This window comes from Chitinophaga pinensis, assembly GCF_007896845.1.
Lineage (GTDB): Bacteria > Bacteroidota > Bacteroidia > Chitinophagales > Chitinophagaceae > Chitinophaga > Chitinophaga pinensis_C.
Genome location: NZ_VOHS01000021.1, coordinates 71,432 through 90,095 on the forward strand (window position 1 = coordinate 71,432; position 18,664 = coordinate 90,095).

Consider the following 18,664-nt stretch of genomic DNA (forward strand, 5'->3'; position numbering starts at 1 on the left):
GAACTGCCAACTAATTACTGCATATGCCATTTCGTGTAAAGCTGTTAAGACATCTACGACTGTTATTTATTGCCATTTCTTTATTTGGGTCTTATGAGGCCCGGGCTCAGTTTACTTTAGGCGGCTATTCCAACAGCCAATACGCCGGTATTCATGGTGTCCCAAACAACCCTGCGATGGCCGCAGGTACACACTATAAATGGGACGTTAACATTGCCGGTATCAATGCTGCTGCCGGTAACACATATATCCGCTTTCCCCGTTCTATTCTCCTGCATCCTCCTGATTCACTGAGAGACCTGAAGCGGAACCGCGATTACTTCCTCGACACAGCCGCTACAGGCAGACAGTTTGCCTGGGGTAACGTAGACGTGATGATGCCATCTGTGCTGTATTCCCTTGATGAACTAAGCTCCGTTGCATTCACCTGGCGTGTACGCTCAATGGTCAATGGTGGTAACGCCACGACGGATGTAGCCAACTTCTTTGCACTGGACTTTCCGAATACAAGATTTAACAATCAACGTTACGATATGGAATGGGTAAACGCCAGCTTCCATTGGTGGAATGAGTTTGGTTTTACTTATGCACGTGTACTGAAAGATGATGGGAATACCGTATTCAAAGCCGGTGCTACATTAAAACTGCTCTCCGGTGTAGCCGCAGGTTACGCACAGGTAGAAGGCGCCTCCTTTGTTATGCATGACCGTACCAACGGTGAGATCAACGACGGTACCCTGAAAGTTGGCTACAGTGATGGTCTGGCGAAATGGGAAAGCCCTACCCTGAGCAACTATAAAGTATTCGGTAATATGGGTCTTGGTATGGACGTAGGTATCACCTACGAATGGCGTGAAGTGATTGACGGTCTGACCGGCTATGATGACACCCAGTGGAACCCGGAAGCTGATGACTACAGATTGCGTTTAGGCGTATCGATCACCGACCTCGGTAGCATCACTTACAAAAAGTCTCCGGACAGCAAAGACCTGGATCTCCGTACAGAAAACATCAACACCAGCGATCTGAGACAACGCAGAGGCGAAAGTGTACAGGCCTACTACCGTCGTATCAGCACCTACTTCAACGAACTGCCTGCTGAGGATAAGTTCCGTATGAACACGCCTGCGGCACTGAATCTGATGGCTGACTACAATATCGACGGCCGCTTCTTCATAAACGCTGCCGGTCGCCTTGCTTTAAACGCCGGTAAATACGATCCGAGCAAAACATATGCGATGTCTTACTTTCAGGCAACGCCACGTTATGAAGCCCGTCATATCGGTGGCTACCTGCCATTAAGCGTCAACCGTAACGGACAGTTCGATGCAGGTCTTGGTCTGCGTCTCGGTCCGCTCGTAATCGGATCTACCACCATGTTATCTAACCTCTTCCAGAAGAACAAAAACCGTCTGGATGGCTTCATTGCCCTGCGTATCATTCCTATCAAACGCGGTGAAGGTAAAGTAGGATGCCCCGGCACCAACTTCTAAGAATTTTACCAACGATATTTATATGAGTTCATTTACATTTGGGGTCCGGAACAAATCTTGTATTTGTTCCGGCTTACCAAATGTATATGAACTACCAGGAAACGGTTGACTACCTCTATCAGCAGCTACCCATGTTCACCCGGGTAGGTGCCAGTGCCTTTAAAAAGGACCTTCACAATACGATCGAGCTTTGCAAACAGCTCGGCGATCCCCAGCACAAATTCAAATCCATACATGTTGCCGGTACTAACGGAAAAGGCTCTACCAGTCATATGCTGGCGGCTGTCTTCCAACAGGCGGGCTACAAAACAGGATTGTATACTTCTCCTCACCTGCTGGACTTCCGTGAGCGGATCCGCATTAACGGAGAAATGATATCCAAAGAATTTGTGGTGGAATTCGTTGAACAAATGCAGCCTGCCATCGAAAGCCTTGAGCCTTCCTTCTTCGAAATGACCGTCGCAATGGCCTTCCAGTACTTTGCACTGGAACAGGTAGATATCGCGATCATTGAAGTAGGTCTCGGCGGCAGATTAGACAGCACTAATATCATCATTCCCGAGCTCTCCGTCATCACCAATATCAGCTATGACCACATGCATATCCTTGGCAATACCCTGCCGGAAATTGCTTCGGAAAAAGCAGGCATCATCAAGGAAAATGTACCCGTCGTGATCGCACAGACACAGTCTGAAATTGAGGCTATCTTTACCGATAAAGCAGCATTTCTGGGTGCGCCGATCCATTTTGCGGATCAGGAATGGCTGATACAGGAAACGGAATTTGCACAAGGACAGCTAAAGCTGGGCGTGCAACATACACATAGCGGCGATATGAAAACCATCCGGACGGACCTCACCGGTCAGTACCAGATGAAAAATATTATGGGCGTACTTTCGGCGTGGAAAATCCTGCAGAAAGCAGGTTGGGAACTGCCGGAGCAGACGGTCCTGACCGCGCTGTCTCATGTTAAAAAACTGACAGGGCTGCGTGGACGTTGGGAGACGGTTGCACATGATCCGCTGACTATCTTTGATGTGGGTCATAATGAAGCAGGGATCACGGAAATTGTGCAGCAGCTGCAGCATATGGTGTACCGGCATTTGCATATTGTGACCGGGTTTGTGAAGGATAAGGAAGTGAGTAAGGTGCTGCCTTTGTTTCCGGCGGCGGCGACGTATTATTTTTGTAAGGCGCAGTTGCCACGGGCGATGGATCAGCATGAGCTGGCGGAGCTGGCGCATGGGAATGGTCTGAGAGGGCATGCGTATGAGAGTGTGCAACAGGCGTTTCAGGCGGCGAAGCAACAGGCGCATAAGGATGATATTGTGCTGGTGTGTGGTAGCTTCTTCATCGTTGCGGAGGTGATGTAATTGTATTCATATCTGTTTAAGCGGACTGCATAGTTTATGTAGTCCGCTTTTTTATGGCTTTTTGTGGTGGTGTGTGGGCCGGCAGGGCTTTGAGCATGTAGACTTTTTGCGGGGAAGGGTATTGCTTCGTACTTGTTGCAGGTTTTATAAAATAGCGTGTGGGCCGGCAGGGCTTCGGTTTCAGCCAGGCCCGCGGACTACGCCCCTTTTCGAGATGCGCTATTGGGCGGGGGAAGCGTAGGGGGTATAGGAAGTCGATTGAACGTTGTCAAGCGTGGAGGGCTCTACAATGGGCTAAGGCCCGCAGGCTCTATCTGAAACCCTCCGCTGTTAGTGCCGGGCTTTGAGCATATAGACTTTTTGTGGGGAAGGGTAAATGAAACGCTTGTATGTCAGGACATCGTTGTTAGTTGATGCTGCTGATATACAAGCGTTGCTTATTTTGAGTCGTGATAGTATCCGCTGTGTTGCTATGTCTATGAATGCTGGATCTTTAATTCCTTCAGACGCAGTAATGCATAAAACAGGCAGCTTACGTGCAGACTTTGCAGGATTTGATTATCGAGGAGCAGCTTTTCTACGTCTTCGAGATCCATGAGAACGAGTTCTATTTCTTCGTTTTCGTCAAGGTCTTGATCTTGCACTTTCCTGCCGCCGGTGGCGAGGAACATATGGGTAAGGTTGTTGCTGGAGGCCGGATTAGGGGCAACGGCGCCGAGGTTGATGAGTTTATCAAATTCGTAGCCGGTTTCTTCGAGTAGTTCGCGACGCATTGCAAATTCAGGGGATGGATCTGTATCGTCCATTGTGCCACCCGGAATTTCAAGGACAGCTTTACCGATGCCTTGTCTGAACTGGCGTACCATGATGATACGACCGTCAGCTGTTACTGCGACACAGTTTACCCAGTCGTTGTATTCCAGCACGTAGTAAGGTTCTACGATCTTGCCCTGTGGCGTTTCACATTTATCGCGACGGGCTGTTAACCAGTTGTCTTTGAAAAGGTACTCAGAACTTAATGTTTTCCAATCTAATGATGCCATGATTCTTCTGTTTATAGTTTAGTGCCAGTTATTGCGCTCTTTCAATCTTTCTATCTGTGCCATATGGTGACGGCCATGCCAGGAATAATTGGCTGCAAGCGTCCTTAAGGCGATCGTTTTACCGCTTTCAGGATGTACAAATGTGCGGGCCCATTGTTCCGGTGTCAGGTTCTCCATAAGGTTTACCCAACGGGTATGTAATGCATGTAATAAGGTCAGTGAAACGTTAATAGGCGTTTTCTTCACGTCCGGCAATTCTGCCCAGGCAGTTTCATTATAGGCTTTAATAGTAGGATTATCTTCTGTGAGGGCCCATTTAAAGCGGGTCAATGCCTGCGTATGACTGTCCACCAGATGGTGTACAACCTGGTATACCGCCCATCCTTCGGGTCTGTAAGGAGTGGCTAACTGCGCCTCGTCCAGACTTTGTACTACGATCTCTATCAGGGATGGCAAGTATCTGATATCGTTAATATAACCTTTCAAAGCGCGGTCTGAGATCTCAGCAGGCGCTTCGAATTTGCCGATAGGGTATTTGAGTTGCTCCAGGTCGATGTCCATAATCGTGTCAGTATGATTTGGGTATTAAAAATCGGAGGGATCAGCACACTAATCTTCTCTCAGGCCCTTACCGGTCATGTGAATAAACACATCTTCCAGATTGGCTTTCTTCACTTCTTTCTTACGCTCAAATCCGCCTGCTACCAGCTGATCTATCAGGGTGTCAGGAGACTCCAGCGCAATGATACGGCCGCTATCAACGATCGCGCAGCGATCGCACAGGAATTCGGCTTCGTCCATGTAATGTGTGGTAATAACAACAGTGGTACCCTTGGCGCGTACTTCCTGAATCAGGTCCCAGAGATTGCGTCTGGCCTGTGGATCCAGCCCTGTTGTGGGTTCATCGAGAAATATGATCTTAGGCTTGTTGATCAGCGTTGTGGCAATGGAAAAACGCTGTTTCTGTCCGCCGGAGAGTTCCTTATACTTCGCTTTCGCTTTATCTTCCAGATTGAAGGAGGCCAGCAGTTCTTTAGGATTTACTTCCTGATTGTACAGTCCGCAGAACAGCTCTATCAGTTCTGTCAGATTCAATCCGGGATAATACCCTGAACTCTGTAACTGCACTCCTATTAGTTTTTTGATGGATTCCGGATCCTTATCCAGATCATATCCGTCAACGGTCACTGTTCCGGAAGTTTTATCCCTTAGTGTTTCAATAATCTCTAAAGTCGTGGACTTACCCGCACCATTAGGGCCTAACAGTCCGAATATTTCATTTTCGTAGACGTCGAAACTGATCCCTTTAACTGCCGTAAAATCGCCATATTGCTTAACCAGGTCCTTTACTTCGATAATCTTCCTCTTTTCCATGGGACTAAATTACAATTCAATTAGGAATTAGGAATTAAGAATTAGGAATTGGGACATAAATGCCCCTGAATCAGGCAATAATTTTATTCAGCGATATTGACTTATTTCCAATGAAATAAAAAAAGAGGCGCTTCATTCGCTGAAGCGCCTCTCATAAAAAGCTATCAATTAAGCTCTTAATCAATCAGTATTAAGAATATACTCATCCCATTCCCATCTATCTCCGTTGCATTCAATGCTTAATTCCTGAGTGAAATGGCTATTTCTTTACGAAGAACTGTGTAAAATATGTCACCTTTCCTTTCTGGGCAGCACCAATGCCGATCAGGTTAAAGTCACCCAGCATATTCCTACGGTGACCCGGGCTCTTAATCCAGCCATCAACTACACCTTTAGCATCCAGATTACCATAAGCTACGTTCTCTCCTACGCCGGATACACCATGAAATTTCAGTGTAACAGCGTCATTACGGATCTCAAACTGATCGTGACCAAAGGCTACTTTGCCGGTGGCCATGTTATCGCTGTGCTTCTGGGCCAGCTGTGAGCAGTATGATTCCAGTTTCAGGGGAGGCAGGCCTTTGGTGGCTCTGAACTCGTTGGTATAATAAAGGATGTCCTTGATCAGTTTTGCGTCGCCATCGGCGGTAGGCTCTTTGCTGGCGGGAGCAGGACCCTCTTTTACAGTAGTGCTGCTTTTAGCAGGAGCTGCCGATCTGGAACAGGAAAATACGAACAGGTGGAAAGTCAGAAAAAATCCGAATACGGCAAATGTGAGCTTGCGGTTCATAGTGTGTATGGTAATAGATAATAAATAATTTACATTAGACAAAGATAACCAGTGCTGGTTTAGCAATAGTTATACCAAAAGCTCATATTTGCATTTTTTTCTAACTATTTACTATTCGTTGCCATACATCCATCATGTTTCTGGACCCTAAAAATATAGGAACACGCTGGTGCAGTTTGGATGGTTTCAGTTCCAGCAGTCTTTGTCTGCCGGTAGCCATTGCCAATCCGCCTGCCTTTTCCATGATGAATGACATGGGGTTGCACTCATAACATAAACGCAAACGGCCCCCTGCATATTTTCCAAAAGCCGGATACATGAAAATTCCTCCCTGAATAAGTGTACGGTGTACTTCTGCCACCATACATCCTACAAAGCGATGGCGGTATATTTTACCATGTTCGTCTTTGGCGAGGAAATAGTCGATCGCGTTACGGACCTTATCCTCATAGAGATGATAGTAACCTATGTTGACGGAAAAGATGTCGCTCTCTCCGGGACATTTAAGATTTGGATGGGACAGACAGAACTCTCCTATGGAAGGGTCGAGTGTAAAGCCCTGTACACTGCGGCGGGTGGCGTATACCAGCATAGTAGAAGAACCGTAGATGATGTAACCAGCTGCAATCTGTACATATCCCGGTTGCAGGAAATCCTCCAGCTCACACACGGTGCCGGTAGGCGTTAACCTGCGATAAACAGAAAAGATGGTACCGATAGAGACATTGACATCGATATTACCAGATCCATCCAAAGGATCCAGCAGCACCACGTACTTGGAGTTTTTGGAGTGCTCGTCGTCAAAGGCAATGAAGTTCTCCTCCTCTTCTGAAGCAACTCCGCAGCAATAAATACTGCTACGCAGAGAGCTGATAAACTGATCATTGGCAAATTCATCCAGTTTCTTGACTTTCTCTCCCTGTACGTTGATTTTGCCTGCCTCTCCCAGAATATCAGCAATACCGGCCTTATTGACTTCTACGTTGACCCGCTTTGCAGCCAGCCCTATATCACGCAATAAACCAGACAATTGTCCTGTTGCTCCGGGGTAATTCCTCAGCTCCTGGATAGTAAACTCATCCAGAGTCATTACTTTTCTGTTCATATATAATGGATTAGTTTTCTCATAACTGTGAGCTGCCTCTGGCATTCTCGTCTCATCAGCTAATTTACCGAAAACAGACATTTTAATGAAACTGTCATTTTCCACGAAACAAATTTTAAAACAAATTCAAAGTTGTCTTACTTTGCCCCGTATTTTTTCACGGAAGATTAAGCATATATGAAGGTTTTCAAATTTGGAGGTGCAAGTTTAGAAAGCGTTGAACGTATTCAACAGGTAGCTACTATCGTACAGTCATTCCCGGATCAGCAGATACTGATCGTGATATCTGCGATGGGTAAAACAACGAATGAACTGGAGAAAGTAGCGCAGAACTTCTATCTGCGTAAGCGTGAAATAGCAGCACAGCTGCTACATAACATCGAAGAGCAACACCTTGAAGTAGCCGATAAACTGCTGGGTACCCGTGATAATCCGGTATTCGAACAGCTACAGCAATTCTTTACGGAAGCTGAATGGACATTGGGCGAAAAACCGGGCCGCTCATTCGATTACTATTATGATCAGCTGGTAAGTCTTGGTGAACTACTCAGTACAGCCATCGTAAGTGCTTATTTTAATCTGGCGGGTGTGGCCAATAACTGGATGGACGTTCGTGATGTATTCCGTACAGACGATACCTTCCGCGATGCCAATATCGACTGGACTGTTACAGGACAGAATGTACAGGAGAAGGTATTGCCACTGTTTAAAAAGGCAAATATCATCATTACACAGGGTTTTATCGGTAGTACTGATCAGAATGAAAGCGTGACCCTCGGTCGTGAAGGCAGTGACTACTCAGCCGCCGTATTTGCCAATCTGCTGAATGCAGAAAGCCAGACCATCTGGAAAGACGTGGAAGGCCTGAAAAATGCCGATCCAAAGTTATTCCCCAACACGATCAATATCCCTGAAATTACTTACAGCGAAGTGATCGAAATGGCTTACTACGGTGCACAGGTGATCCATCCAAAGACCATCAAACCACTGCAGAACAAGCAGATTCCCCTCTATGTAAAGAGTTTTCTGAATAAAGATCTTCCGGGTACCGTTATCAAGGAAGAAACGGAGACAAAGCAGTTACCGCCCATCATAGTACTGAAGAAAAATCAGGTACTGCTGACCATCACTTCCCGCAACTTTGACTTCATTACTGAAGACAGGATCAGCGACGTTTATGAGCGTTTTCACCAGCTCAAAATCAAGATAAATTTGATGCAGAATGCCGCCATCAGTTTCTCCTGCTGTATTGACAATAACCCGGAGAAAATAGAGGCTTTGATGAAGGCATTACATGATGACTTTAAAATCTCATATAACGAAGGTTTAGAATTACTGACCGTGCGTTATAATCAGGACGGATTGTTGGAAGAACTGAGCAAAGACAGAACTGTCTTGTTGGAACAACGATCACTCATCACAATTCAGCGTTTACTGAAATAAAATTTCCTACCTTTTTGCAACCTTTTCCCTGCAGGTTCGTCTTTTAATAAACAACCTGCATGAAAAAGGTATCCATATTTATTATCATAACCCTGGGTATCCTTGCCATTATTGTACTGGAGGGCAGGGCTTTACATCAACTGCGAACGGAACGAACGGGAGCCAACCCTGAAATGCTTCCATTTTACCTGCTCTGTATCGGATCCGAGTGGGTGATACCCGCTGAGAGTAAGCCATCCCACCAACAATCTGAGATTTAACCTTATGAAAAAAATTCTTTTGATTGTCATCCTGGTAATCGCCGGGTCAGGCACTATTTATGCCCAACAGGTTTCAGGAAAGATCACCATTAAGACAACAGAAACCAACGGGCATCCCCTTCCTTTCGCAAACGTGTTGCTACGGAAAGCGAAAGATTCTACGCTTGTAAAAGGTGAACTGAGTTCTCAGGAAGGAAGCGCCACCTTTGACAAAGTAGAAGCAGGTCGTTATTTTATTCAGGCCAATCTCATGGGGTACACCAATGCCAGCACTTCGGTATTCAGTATTGACGCACAGCACAAATTGGTGCAGCTGCCCACCCTGACACTCTCCCCTGCCTCCAAAACGCTGGAAGGTGTTACTGTATCTGCACAGAAACCATTTATTGAAAGAAAGAACGGAGCCACCGTTTTAAATGTGGAAAGCAGTCTCGCCGCTTCGGGTGGTACAGCGCTGGATGTATTGAAAAGAGCCCCGGGTGTGCAGATTGACAAAGACGATAATGTCATCCTGCAGGGTAATCAGGGGGCGACTATTATGCTGGATGGTAAACTTACTTACCTTTCCGGCGAACAACTGGCGAATCTGCTGAGAAGTCTGCCGGCAGAAAACATCTCCACCATCGAAATCATCACCAGTCCTTCCGCTAAATACGATGCTGCCGGCAAAAGCGGTATCATCAACATCAAGACTAAAAAGACTGTTATAACAGGTATAAATGGCTCCTATAATCTGACAGTAGGTACCGGCAAATACGGGATGTATACAACCGGACTTAATCTGAACTGGCGGACCGAAAAATTCAATCTCTTTGGTAACTATAACAACGGTAACAGAGGCTTCTTCCAGACCCGTTATATCGAGCGGCACATCGAAGGAGATCAACCGATATTATTTGTGTCAGATGTCTATAACAGACGCCGTTTTAAAAACAATAACTACAAAGCAGGATTTGACTATTTCATTAACAGCAAACATACGGTCGGTGCGCTTGTAAGGGGTTATAGCAACTCTTTCTGGCAGGATGGTTTTAATACCAATCCGATCAGCAGTAACGGAAAAGTTGATTCTACGCTTTACTCTAATACAACGATCAGGAACAAATTTTCCAATGTTTCTTTCAATCTGAATTATAAAGGCCAGCTGGATACTTTGGGGACAGAAATTTCAGCAGATGCTGACTGGGCAACATTTAAGGATAATAACAATATGCTGTTGAACGATAGCATGTCTTACCTCGTGGATCCGGTATTGAATTATCATTCCATCCGTAACAGACCGATCAATAATGTAACCATTAAAAGCTTTAAAGCAGATCTGGTGCTGCCATTCAATAAAACCACCAAACTGGAGACCGGTTTTAAGATCAGTTCTGTGAAAACAGATAATGATCTGCGCTATGACTCTCTGCTGAATGGCAAGTACGAACGGGCGATTACACAGAGCAATCAGTTTATTTACACGGAAACAGTTTATGCCGGTTACCTGATCTTCAAAAAACAGATCCACAATACCGATATTCAGGCCGGCCTGCGTGCGGAACAGACAAAATCCGACGGTTATTCCGTGACCTTGCAGTCCCACGTAAAACGCTCTTATCTTGATTTCTTCCCCAGTCTTTCTGTAGATCAGAAACTCAGCGAAAATCATAAGATAGGGGTGAACTATTCGAAGCGTATTTCGAGACCGAATTACGGTGATCTGAATCCATTTGTCTGGTATATCGACAAGTACAATTATTTCAAGGGAAATCCATACCTGTTACCGGAGTACACGCATAAAGCGGAAATCAGTTACACGTTTAAACAGAAGTATGTGGCGGCCCTCTCCTACGGACTGACCAAAAACATTGTACTGGAGTATATGATCCAGAATGACACTTCAAAAGTGACCACTTTCTATGACAGAAACTTTGAGCGGAGCTATGTATATGGCATCACGCTGACCATCCCGATAGATCCTTTCAAATGGTGGAATATCACCAACAACATCAACGCCAACCGTACAGCATATGATGTGAAGGATACGATGGTCAATCTGGCGACCAATACCTGGGGCCTGAACTATCAGACGACCCATACTTTTACCTTACCGAATGACTGGAAAATGGAGCTGAATGGCTACTATGAGAGTCCGTTTGTCTGGGGGGTATACAAAATAAGGTCTTCCTTCGCGATTGGCGCTGGTATACAGAAGTCGTTCATGAATAAGAAACTGGTTACGAAACTGAATGTTTCTGACATTACTAACCGTGAGCAGTTCCGCGGTACTGCCCGGTTCGATAACATTGACATGTACATCAATAACCGCTGGCAGAACAGGCGCGTAAATCTGGCGCTGACCTGGAATTTTGGTAACAGCAACATAAAAGCGGCCCGCGACAGAGATGCGGGGGCTGAACAACAAAGGGTAGGCAGTTAACGCGTACCCTTTATATAACCTTCTAGGTTGTCGATAATATAGCGCTGTTCGTCAATTACATATTTTACGACGTCACCGATGGAAATCATACCGACCAGTCTTAGCTGGTCATCTGTAACGGGTAAATGGCGGATGTGTTTGTCCGTCATTTTTACCATACAGTCCTGAATACTATCCTCTTCAGTCACCGTAAACGGGTGTTCCGTCATAATTTCCCTGATTAATGTCTCTTTGGAAGCCCTGCCTTTCAGAATAACCCTGCGGGCGTAGTCACGTTCGGAAAAGATACCCAATACTTTGTCGTTGTCGCCGAGCACCACCAGGGCACCCACATTTTTGTCCACTAATACGCTTAACGCGTCAAATACAGTATCATCTGGCTGAACGGAGTAAACAGCATGGCCTTTCACCCGTAGAATGTCACGTACAGTTCCCATAACGAGGTAATTTAGGTGTGATGAATGGAGGAATACAAGCCCTTTCTTTCTAAGTTAACATTTTATGCCCAAATTTCCCCCTTCCCATATAAATTTTCAGTCGCATCTTGCATACAGTATTTTTATATATTACTTTACGCAATCGTTCGTTAAAAAACTGTGACTATTTACAACCCTGATAATTAGCATTGTATGCGCAAATTGAGAATACACCTGGCAATCGTCGCTCTAGCGGGCCTACTGACACCGTTCAGTAGTGTATTTGCTCAGAAGATCTTCAAAGACTGGCCAATGGGTACAGAACCGGCGGCTATTGGTCTTTTTGTGGCCAACCACTATGTAAGCGGACCTTTTTACAATTTTGGCAACCCCGGTCAACCACAATCCATTACTTATCCGGAGGTTTGTACGTGGTACGGTGCACTCCAGTTCGCAAAAGCAAGCGGCAATAAAGAACTGGCGCAAAAGCTGGCACTGCGTTATGAACCTTTACTGGCACAATCCCAGAGCCTTGTTCCCAGAGCAGATCATGTTGATCACAGCGTATTTGGAGCGGTTCCGCTGGAATTATACCTGCAGACCAACCAATCCAAGTATCTGGAGACGGGAAAGGCGTTTGCCGATCAGCAATGGCAACTACCAGACAATCCACAGGCCGGTCAACAGGAATTTCAATCCAAAGGACTTTCCTGGCAGACCCGTATGTGGATCGATGACATGTACATGATTACTTTATTGCAGGTGGAAGCCTTCCGCGCTACCGGCAACAAAGAATATCTGGATCGCGCTGCCCGCGAAATGGTCGTATATCTGGAGGCAATGCAACAGCCTGAAGGATTGTTCTTTCATGCGCCGGATGCAAAGTTCCTCTGGGGTCGTGGTAATGGCTGGGTAGCCGCTGGTATGACGGAATTACTGAGTGTGCTGCCTTCCGGCCATGCAGACCGTGCAAAGATCATGGACAGCTATAAAAGATGATGGCTGCCCTGAAGAAACTGCAGGACAAAAACTATATGTGGCACCAGCTGCTGGACGACCCGACCTCTTTTTCAGAAACTTCCTGTACGGCTATGTTCACTTACTCAATGATCGTAGGTGTAAAAAAAGGCTGGCTGGAGGAGAAGGAATACGGTTTGACAGCCAAAAATGCCTGGACCACGCTGGTAAAATACATCAATGAATCCGGTGATGTAAAGGATGTATGTGAGGGTACCAACAAAAAGAACGATCAGCAGTACTATCTGAACCGCAACCGGGTAACCGGCGATCTGCATGGTCAGGCGCCTGTATTATGGGCGGCAGCGGCTTTATTGGATTAGCCAACTGACGACAACAAAACAGCACTAAATTTCCACTGATAATGAAGTACAAAGGCCTGTCTATCACAGGAATTTTCCTTTTCTGCCTTTCCGGCATCCACGCGCAACAGCGATATACAGTAGTATCGCCAGATAAAACGGTCACATTGACCATTCAGGTAGGCTCAGATATTACCTACAGTCTCTCTCAGGATAACAAGGAACTGATCTCCCCGTCTGTCGTGTCGTTTAAAACCGATGCAGACAAGGGAAACGTATGGAAGGTCAGTAAAGCGAAAACGGGGTCTCATGACGGCGTACTGACGCCTGTCATTATGCAGAAAACCAAAACAATCGCTGACAGGTACAATGAGTTGCACCTCGATTTCAGCAACGGACTCGCACTTGAATGGAGAGCGTATGACAATGGTATCGCCTGGCATTGGCTGACGACCAGCAAAAAGCCTTACAAGGTGCTGGAAGAGCAGGCCGCTTTCAGTCTGGATAAGGAGGGAAAGGCATGGTACCCACAGGAGGACGGTATGTTCTCTCACAACGAACGTAAATACATCCAATATAAACTGGACAGCATTACCGAAAAGCAGCTGGCCAGTCTGCCGGCTTTATTCGAAGTAAAAGGCACCAAACTGCTGCTTACAGAGTCCGGTCTGTTCAACTACGCCGGTATGTGGCTACGTGGTCAGGGTGGCGGTAAGTTAAAAGCGGTGTTCCCTTACTACCCTAAAGAGAAAAAGGTGACCAGTGACCGTGATGAACAGGTCACTGCCCGCGAAAACTTCATCGCTGCTATTCAGGGACCACAATCCTTTCCATGGCGACTGGTGATGATTGCCCGTCAGGACGGTGAACTGCTGAACAATCAGCTGGTTTATCAGCTGGCACCTCCCGCGACAGGCGATTATAGCTGGGTAAAACCCGGCAAGGTACAGTGGGACTGGTGGCATTATAACAACATTTATGATGTTGATTTCCGTGCCGGTATCAATAACGAGACTTATAAATACTACATCGACTTCGCTGCTAAATACGGCATTGAATACGTACTGCTGGATGAAGGCTGGTGTGATACCCGCGACCTCATGAAACTGACGCCGGGTATTAACGTAAAAGAGCTGGTTGACTATGCCAAAGCTAAAAATGTCAACATCCTGCTCTGGAGCAGCTGGCTGGTATTAGACAAACAGCTGGACATGGCATTGGATAAGTTCAAAGAATGGGGTGTAAAAGGCATCAAGGTTGACTTTATGCAGCGGGATGATCAGGATATGGTCAATTACTATGAAAAAGTCTCCAAAGCAGCCGCTGCCCGTCAGCTGATGGTAGATTTCCATGGCGCCTATAAACCTACCGGCTGGCTCCGTACCTACCCTAACGTGCTGACGTCTGAAGGCGTTTTAGGTAATGAGATCAGCAAATTTGAAGACTGGATCACCCCTTCACATACGACGACTATTCCGTTTATCCGTATGGCTGCTGGTCCGATGGACTTCACACCCGGCGGTATGCAGAACGTACAACGTGACAGCTGGTCCGCTATTCCCGCAGAACCACTGACATTAGGTACCCGTTGTAATCAGCTGGCCATGTATGTGGTCTATGAAAGTCCGTTACAGATGTTGTGCGACCTTCCGACTCACTATTACCATGAACCGGTAGCTATGGACTTCCTGCAGACAGTACCAACTGTATGGCAGCAGACCATTCCTTTACAGGCGAAAGTAGGCGAATATGTAGCCATTGCCCGGCAAGCAGCAAACGGTGACTGGTATATCGGTGCGATGACCAACTGGACGCCAAGGGAACTGACTATTGATCTTTCTTTCCTTGGTGAAGGAAACTTCAACATAGACAGCTGGAAAGACGGTATTAATGCCGATAGAAATGCAAAAGACTGTAAAAGGGAATCTGGTACGACAGACAGTCACTCGAAACTCACAATCAAAATGACAAAGGGTGGCGGGTATGTAGCGAGGATCCGCAAACAATAATATTAGCAACAAAAAAGGGCAGTGTTAAACTGCCCTTTTTTTATTTAGTCGAGTTTCTTTTCTCCTTTGATAGTAGCTGCTTCCAGCTGATGCTGATCCAGCACAACGATCACGTTCTCTCCTTTCTTCAGCCATGGTGCGGGGCAGTATAAACGTTTCTGCGGACCGATCTCCCAGTAGCGACCCAGATTATGACCATTTACCCATACCATTCCTTTTTTGAAGTTGGTCATGTCAAGATAAGTGTCACCTGTAGCAGTCAGGGTAAAGGTACCTTTGAAGAATTCGCCTTCTTTCACCTGTCCGGTTTTAGATGCCGGCAGGTTTTGTACGAAATCGCTCTTCATTGGCAGCCCATATACTTCCCAGTTCATCAGCGTCATACCATTCAGAGTTACACGGTCGGTGATACCCTTCCGGTCTATCAGTGCCTGTGCGAAGTTGATACGGCCCATGCCTTCCACAAATATTTCCAGTATCGGATCTTTCACATCAGATTTAGGCAGTTCGATACTGTGTTCTCCGAGTCTGCGGTCAATTTTACCTACGTATTTACCGTTCAGGAATACGGTGGCATAATCATGCAGTTCCAGTATATCCAGTTTACCACTTTTATGTCCTACCAATACGGTTTTATATACCATGTAACCATAGTCCTGTCCGTAGGCTTCAAAAGTCTTCGGTTGCACAGACTTCACCGCAGCAGGCAGGTTCTCCCATACGCTGGTGAATGGTTTCAGTTGTATATCAGGAATAGTAATTGTTGGAATCGCTTTAGGGATTGCCGGCAACTTTTTCTTGCTATAAGAGCCGATGAGGTCACGCAGTGCATTATACTTTGCGGTAGTGTCTCCCTGTTCATTTATAGGCGCGTCATAGTCGTAAGACGTCAGATCCGGCTCATACCCCTTACCACCGGAATTTGCACCAGCGGTGAAGCCGAAATTGGTGCCTCCGTGGATCACGTAGAGGTTGAAGGAGCGTTTGGTATCCATCAGGAATTTCACTTCCTTCACGATGCCTGCTTTATCAGGACGTGCCCATTTCTCTCCCCAGTGTGTCAACCAACCCGGATAGGATTCGCTGCTGAAAGAGGGTACGTCCGGATTCTGTTTTTCTGCGGCTGCGAAGTCGCCTTCAGAGCTTCCGGAGTCCAGTCCGATAGCAGCACCCGGTACTGATCCTGCTTCCAGCAATGCAGATACTGGTCCGTCAGCCGTATAGAAAGGCACATTGATACCATTCTGTACCCACATTTCTTTTACCTTGAGCATGTATTCCCTGTCGTTACCGAAGCTGCCATATTCATTCTCCACCTGCACCATAACAATCGGTCCGCCGTTAGTTATCTGCAGCGGTTTCACTTCTTCAGACAAGGCTTTGACATATCTTTCCGTTGCAGCGATATACCTCGGATCCATACAACGCACTTTGATATCCGGTATTCTCAGGAGATATGGCGGTAATCCACCGAACTCCCATTCTGCACATACATATGGACCGGGACGCAGCATTACCCACATTCCCTCTTCCTGCACTATTTTGATGAAGGCACGATATCCCTGTTTTCAGAAGTGAAGTCGAATTTCCCTTCTTCCTGTTCGTGATAGTTCCAGAACACATAAGCAGCAATGGTATTACATCCCATAGCCTTTGCCATCTGGATGCGATGACGCCAGTATTCTTTTGGAATACGCGCAGGGTGCATTTCTCCGCTGATGATCTGGTAGGGTTTGCCATCGAGTAAGAAGTCTTTCTTAGAAAGGGCGAAGGTGTGTTTTGACTGCGCATTCACACTGCCCATACAACTGAGCAAAGCCATTGCGCTGATAAATAAAACCTTTTTCATTGAGCCTGTAAACTTGAGTGAAAGCGGAAAATACTCAAAACGGGCGGGAAAAGGTAAGGATTGGGAAGATTATGGGGGGATGAGGGAAAATAGTATTACAGATGCTGGCTACCGACAATACACTATATTTTTTACATGACAGTTTACTATTTATTCCGCCGGACGATCAGCTACTACATTCCAGCCACAGACCTATTTGAAATATTTAATCGATCAGGAAAAAACTTCCCGCAACATCTTCGCTTTTTAACGTGGGAAAAGGCAATAGGGTAATATTATGCGTCACTTCACGCAATGGAAGGATGAACATGGGTGCATGCAGGTCGGTGATACCATCATTCAACAGGTTTATATTCCTCCGGTAAAATCATTTTCCCAGAAAATGATTTTTGGTGAACGGATGAATGAAATGACAGATCAGCAGGATAAAAAGAGTTTAGTTATGAGACATTGGAAGGACATGTTGAAAGGGTATTTCTACGTTTACTGTTGAGTGGGGTAATCAGGGAGCGAGGCTGTTTAAAACGAAGCGGCTTGAATCCGGTGAAACACCTGGCTCAAGCCGCTTAAATAAATCTAAGTACCCAAATTTGCGTAAGTAACCAATCCTGGGATGGTTTCTATTTACAATTGAACGTTGATTGTGGATCTATACGCAAATAAGATCCATAATGTCTGTAGTTTCTAACACGATCAATCAGTGCTGTTTTATCAGGAACAGAAAGACTGTCTGTGATATAGCGAATAACATCATCCAGTTTATCTCCTTTTTGCGGACAATTTAAGGCCTTAAAAATTTTCACGTTTCCATTGTTTAATATCGCGACACTACTGTAAGAATAGTTTTCACGTATGGGGGAAAAGTGATAAATATGTCCTTCTTTTAAAGCAATACATTCATTAAACTCGGTCTCTTTATTTAAGGTATCTGTTAAATCCCATATAAAAGCACCAACTAATTCGCATTGTTCGTTACATAAAAGCCTTTCCCATCGACTCCCCATCCTGGTTTTAGCTGATTTAATGTCTTAATGATTACACTATATACAGTCTTCTTGTTATAACCACCATCAGCAGTCTTTGTATCCGTACAACAAGTTTCCGTTTTATTAACTGACTGAGCCGGACTCTTTATGACGTGCAAAAAATCAACGCTGACAAAATCATGTTACGGCGATGAATATTCTCATTGTGAAGAAGTTTTTTCATTATTATTTCTTTTCTTTTTCAGCTCTTCAAACACCTTCTGCTCTGCTTTCTGCTCTGCGGCAGTTTCCACATCAAAATCATTTTTACCTCCATTCATTCTTTGCTTAATAGCATCTATCGTTTTTTGATCAGTATCATGATATGCTTCGTGTGTAAATGTAACTACCATGAATTCTTCCATAGTTAATTGTTTGTCACCGGAAATTTTCCGTGCCTCTGCCAATTCATGCTGGTCGAAGTTACCTTCGAATACAGTAATTGTCGCTTCTCTATATTTATCCTTTCCATCTTTCCCCTTGATATAATCAGGCATGGTCTGAAATTTCCCCGTACCACCTTCATTTGCTTCCCATGCCACAGGCCCCTTACCATCATGTGATTGATGCAGACCTAATAAACCATTATTCTTTTTTTCCGGATCCAATTTAAAATTAACCTTGTATCATTATTGGCCAGAGTTCTAAATGCCGTCACAGCCGACTGACTTCCGGAATTATTGATAAGGTTTGCCATTTTTTGCAGATCGGCAGAAGCATTTTGCCAACAGTTATGTGACCTA

At 45.5% G+C, this 18,664-nt stretch carries 15 protein-coding genes and 1 pseudogene; 6 read left to right on the forward strand and 10 right to left on the reverse strand.

Annotated features, from left to right (window positions below; all coding sequences use genetic code 11):
• The first annotated feature begins 23 nt into the window (after positions 1-23).
• On the forward strand, positions 24-1,493 hold the full coding sequence (locus tag FEF09_RS19475) for a DUF5723 family protein (RefSeq protein WP_146306667.1): 1,470 nt from the start codon (positions 24-26) through the stop codon (positions 1,491-1,493).
• 86 nt (positions 1,494-1,579) lie between these two features.
• The gene (locus tag FEF09_RS19480; protein ID WP_146306668.1) at positions 1,580-2,866 is read left to right on the forward strand and encodes a bifunctional folylpolyglutamate synthase/dihydrofolate synthase; all 1,287 of its coding nucleotides are present in this window, start codon (positions 1,580-1,582) and stop codon (positions 2,864-2,866) included.
• A gap of 476 nt (positions 2,867-3,342) precedes the next feature.
• On the opposite strand, the gene FEF09_RS19485 is transcribed toward FEF09_RS19480, so the two are convergent.
• The 5 genes from FEF09_RS19485 to fbp form a co-directional block, all read right to left on the reverse strand.
• A complete protein-coding gene (locus FEF09_RS19485; RefSeq protein ID WP_146306669.1) occupies positions 3,343-3,909 on the reverse strand; it encodes an NUDIX hydrolase in 567 nt (188 codons plus the stop codon).
• An 18-nt stretch (positions 3,910-3,927) separates the two neighbouring features.
• Positions 3,928-4,470, reverse strand: a complete 543-nt coding sequence (locus tag FEF09_RS19490) for a YfiT family bacillithiol transferase (protein ID WP_146306670.1) — start codon at positions 4,468-4,470, stop codon at positions 3,928-3,930.
• A 48-nt stretch (positions 4,471-4,518) separates the two neighbouring features.
• On the reverse strand, positions 4,519-5,283 hold the full coding sequence (locus FEF09_RS19495; protein ID WP_146306671.1) for an ABC transporter ATP-binding protein: 765 nt from the start codon (positions 5,281-5,283) through the stop codon (positions 4,519-4,521).
• 259 nt (positions 5,284-5,542) lie between these two features.
• Positions 5,543-6,073, reverse strand: coding sequence for a CAP domain-containing protein (locus FEF09_RS19500; RefSeq protein WP_146306672.1), 531 nt, complete (start codon positions 6,071-6,073; stop codon positions 5,543-5,545).
• A gap of 100 nt (positions 6,074-6,173) precedes the next feature.
• A complete protein-coding gene (gene fbp, locus FEF09_RS19505; RefSeq protein ID WP_146306673.1) occupies positions 6,174-7,178 on the reverse strand; it encodes a class 1 fructose-bisphosphatase in 1,005 nt (334 codons plus the stop codon).
• Positions 7,179-7,355: 177 nt separating this feature from the next.
• On the opposite strand from fbp, the gene FEF09_RS19510 reads away from it, so the two are divergent.
• Together FEF09_RS19510 and FEF09_RS19515 are read left to right on the forward strand one after the other, a co-directional pair.
• Complete coding sequence (locus FEF09_RS19510) at positions 7,356-8,621, forward strand: aspartate kinase (protein ID WP_146306674.1); 1,266 nt, start codon at positions 7,356-7,358, stop codon at positions 8,619-8,621.
• A gap of 264 nt (positions 8,622-8,885) precedes the next feature.
• Positions 8,886-11,303, forward strand: coding sequence for an outer membrane beta-barrel protein (locus FEF09_RS19515; RefSeq protein ID WP_146306675.1), 2,418 nt, complete (start codon positions 8,886-8,888; stop codon positions 11,301-11,303).
• Here the strand turns inward: FEF09_RS19515 and FEF09_RS19520 are convergent.
• Complete coding sequence (locus FEF09_RS19520; protein ID WP_146306676.1) at positions 11,300-11,740, reverse strand: CBS domain-containing protein; 441 nt, start codon at positions 11,738-11,740, stop codon at positions 11,300-11,302. The two genes, FEF09_RS19515 and FEF09_RS19520, sit on opposite strands and share 4 nt — an antisense overlap.
• Before the next feature lie 291 nt (positions 11,741-12,031).
• Here FEF09_RS19520 and FEF09_RS34850 point away from each other — a divergent pair.
• A pseudogene (locus FEF09_RS34850) lies at positions 12,032-13,059 on the forward strand (glycoside hydrolase family 105 protein).
• A 41-nt stretch (positions 13,060-13,100) separates the two neighbouring features.
• Entirely contained in the window at positions 13,101-15,047 is a 1,947-nt protein-coding gene (locus FEF09_RS19530; RefSeq protein ID WP_146306677.1) for a glycoside hydrolase family 97 protein, read from the forward strand.
• A gap of 44 nt (positions 15,048-15,091) precedes the next feature.
• Here the strand turns inward: FEF09_RS19530 and FEF09_RS19535 are convergent, their stop codons facing one another.
• The 4 genes from FEF09_RS19535 to FEF09_RS19550 all read right to left on the reverse strand — a co-directional run bounded on the left by FEF09_RS19535 (position 15,092) and on the right by FEF09_RS19550 (position 18,529).
• Positions 15,092-16,585, reverse strand: a complete 1,494-nt coding sequence (locus FEF09_RS19535) for a glycoside hydrolase family 35 protein (RefSeq protein ID WP_261387608.1) — start codon at positions 16,583-16,585, stop codon at positions 15,092-15,094.
• Positions 16,585-16,896, reverse strand: coding sequence for a beta-galactosidase (locus FEF09_RS33280; protein WP_261387609.1), 312 nt, complete (start codon positions 16,894-16,896; stop codon positions 16,585-16,587). The genes FEF09_RS19535 and FEF09_RS33280 overlap by 1 nt, the downstream gene beginning before the upstream one ends.
• 620 nt (positions 16,897-17,516) lie before the next feature.
• Complete coding sequence (locus FEF09_RS19545; RefSeq protein WP_146306678.1) at positions 17,517-17,900, reverse strand: hypothetical protein; 384 nt, start codon at positions 17,898-17,900, stop codon at positions 17,517-17,519.
• A 182-nt stretch (positions 17,901-18,082) separates the two neighbouring features.
• Complete coding sequence (locus FEF09_RS19550; RefSeq protein ID WP_146306679.1) at positions 18,083-18,529, reverse strand: hypothetical protein; 447 nt, start codon at positions 18,527-18,529, stop codon at positions 18,083-18,085.
• Positions 18,530-18,664 lie beyond the last annotated feature (135 nt).

Bases quoted from the DNA above. Each gene is read 5' to 3' on its own strand.
- FEF09_RS19475 (WP_146306667.1), top strand. From the start codon at position 24: ATGCCATTTCGTGTAAAGCTGTTAAGACATCTACGACTGTTATTTATT.
- FEF09_RS19480 (WP_146306668.1), top strand. From the start codon at position 1,580: ATGAACTACCAGGAAACGGTTGACTACCTCTATCAGCAGCTACCCATG.
- FEF09_RS19485 (WP_146306669.1), bottom strand. From the start codon at position 3,909: ATGGCATCATTAGATTGGAAAACATTAAGTTCTGAGTACCTTTTCAAA.
- FEF09_RS19490 (WP_146306670.1), bottom strand. From the start codon at position 4,470: ATGGACATCGACCTGGAGCAACTCAAATACCCTATCGGCAAATTCGAA.
- FEF09_RS19495 (WP_146306671.1), bottom strand. From the start codon at position 5,283: ATGGAAAAGAGGAAGATTATCGAAGTAAAGGACCTGGTTAAGCAATAT.
- FEF09_RS19500 (WP_146306672.1), bottom strand. From the start codon at position 6,073: ATGAACCGCAAGCTCACATTTGCCGTATTCGGATTTTTTCTGACTTTC.
- fbp (WP_146306673.1), bottom strand. From the start codon at position 7,178: ATGAACAGAAAAGTAATGACTCTGGATGAGTTTACTATCCAGGAGCTG.
- FEF09_RS19510 (WP_146306674.1), top strand. From the start codon at position 7,356: ATGAAGGTTTTCAAATTTGGAGGTGCAAGTTTAGAAAGCGTTGAACGT.
- FEF09_RS19515 (WP_146306675.1), top strand. From the start codon at position 8,886: ATGAAAAAAATTCTTTTGATTGTCATCCTGGTAATCGCCGGGTCAGGC.
- FEF09_RS19520 (WP_146306676.1), bottom strand. From the start codon at position 11,740: ATGGGAACTGTACGTGACATTCTACGGGTGAAAGGCCATGCTGTTTAC.
- FEF09_RS19530 (WP_146306677.1), top strand. From the start codon at position 13,101: ATGAAGTACAAAGGCCTGTCTATCACAGGAATTTTCCTTTTCTGCCTT.
- FEF09_RS33280 (WP_261387609.1), bottom strand. From the start codon at position 16,896: ATGAAAAAGGTTTTATTTATCAGCGCAATGGCTTTGCTCAGTTGTATG.
- FEF09_RS19545 (WP_146306678.1), bottom strand. From the start codon at position 17,900: ATGGGGAGTCGATGGGAAAGGCTTTTATGTAACGAACAATGCGAATTA.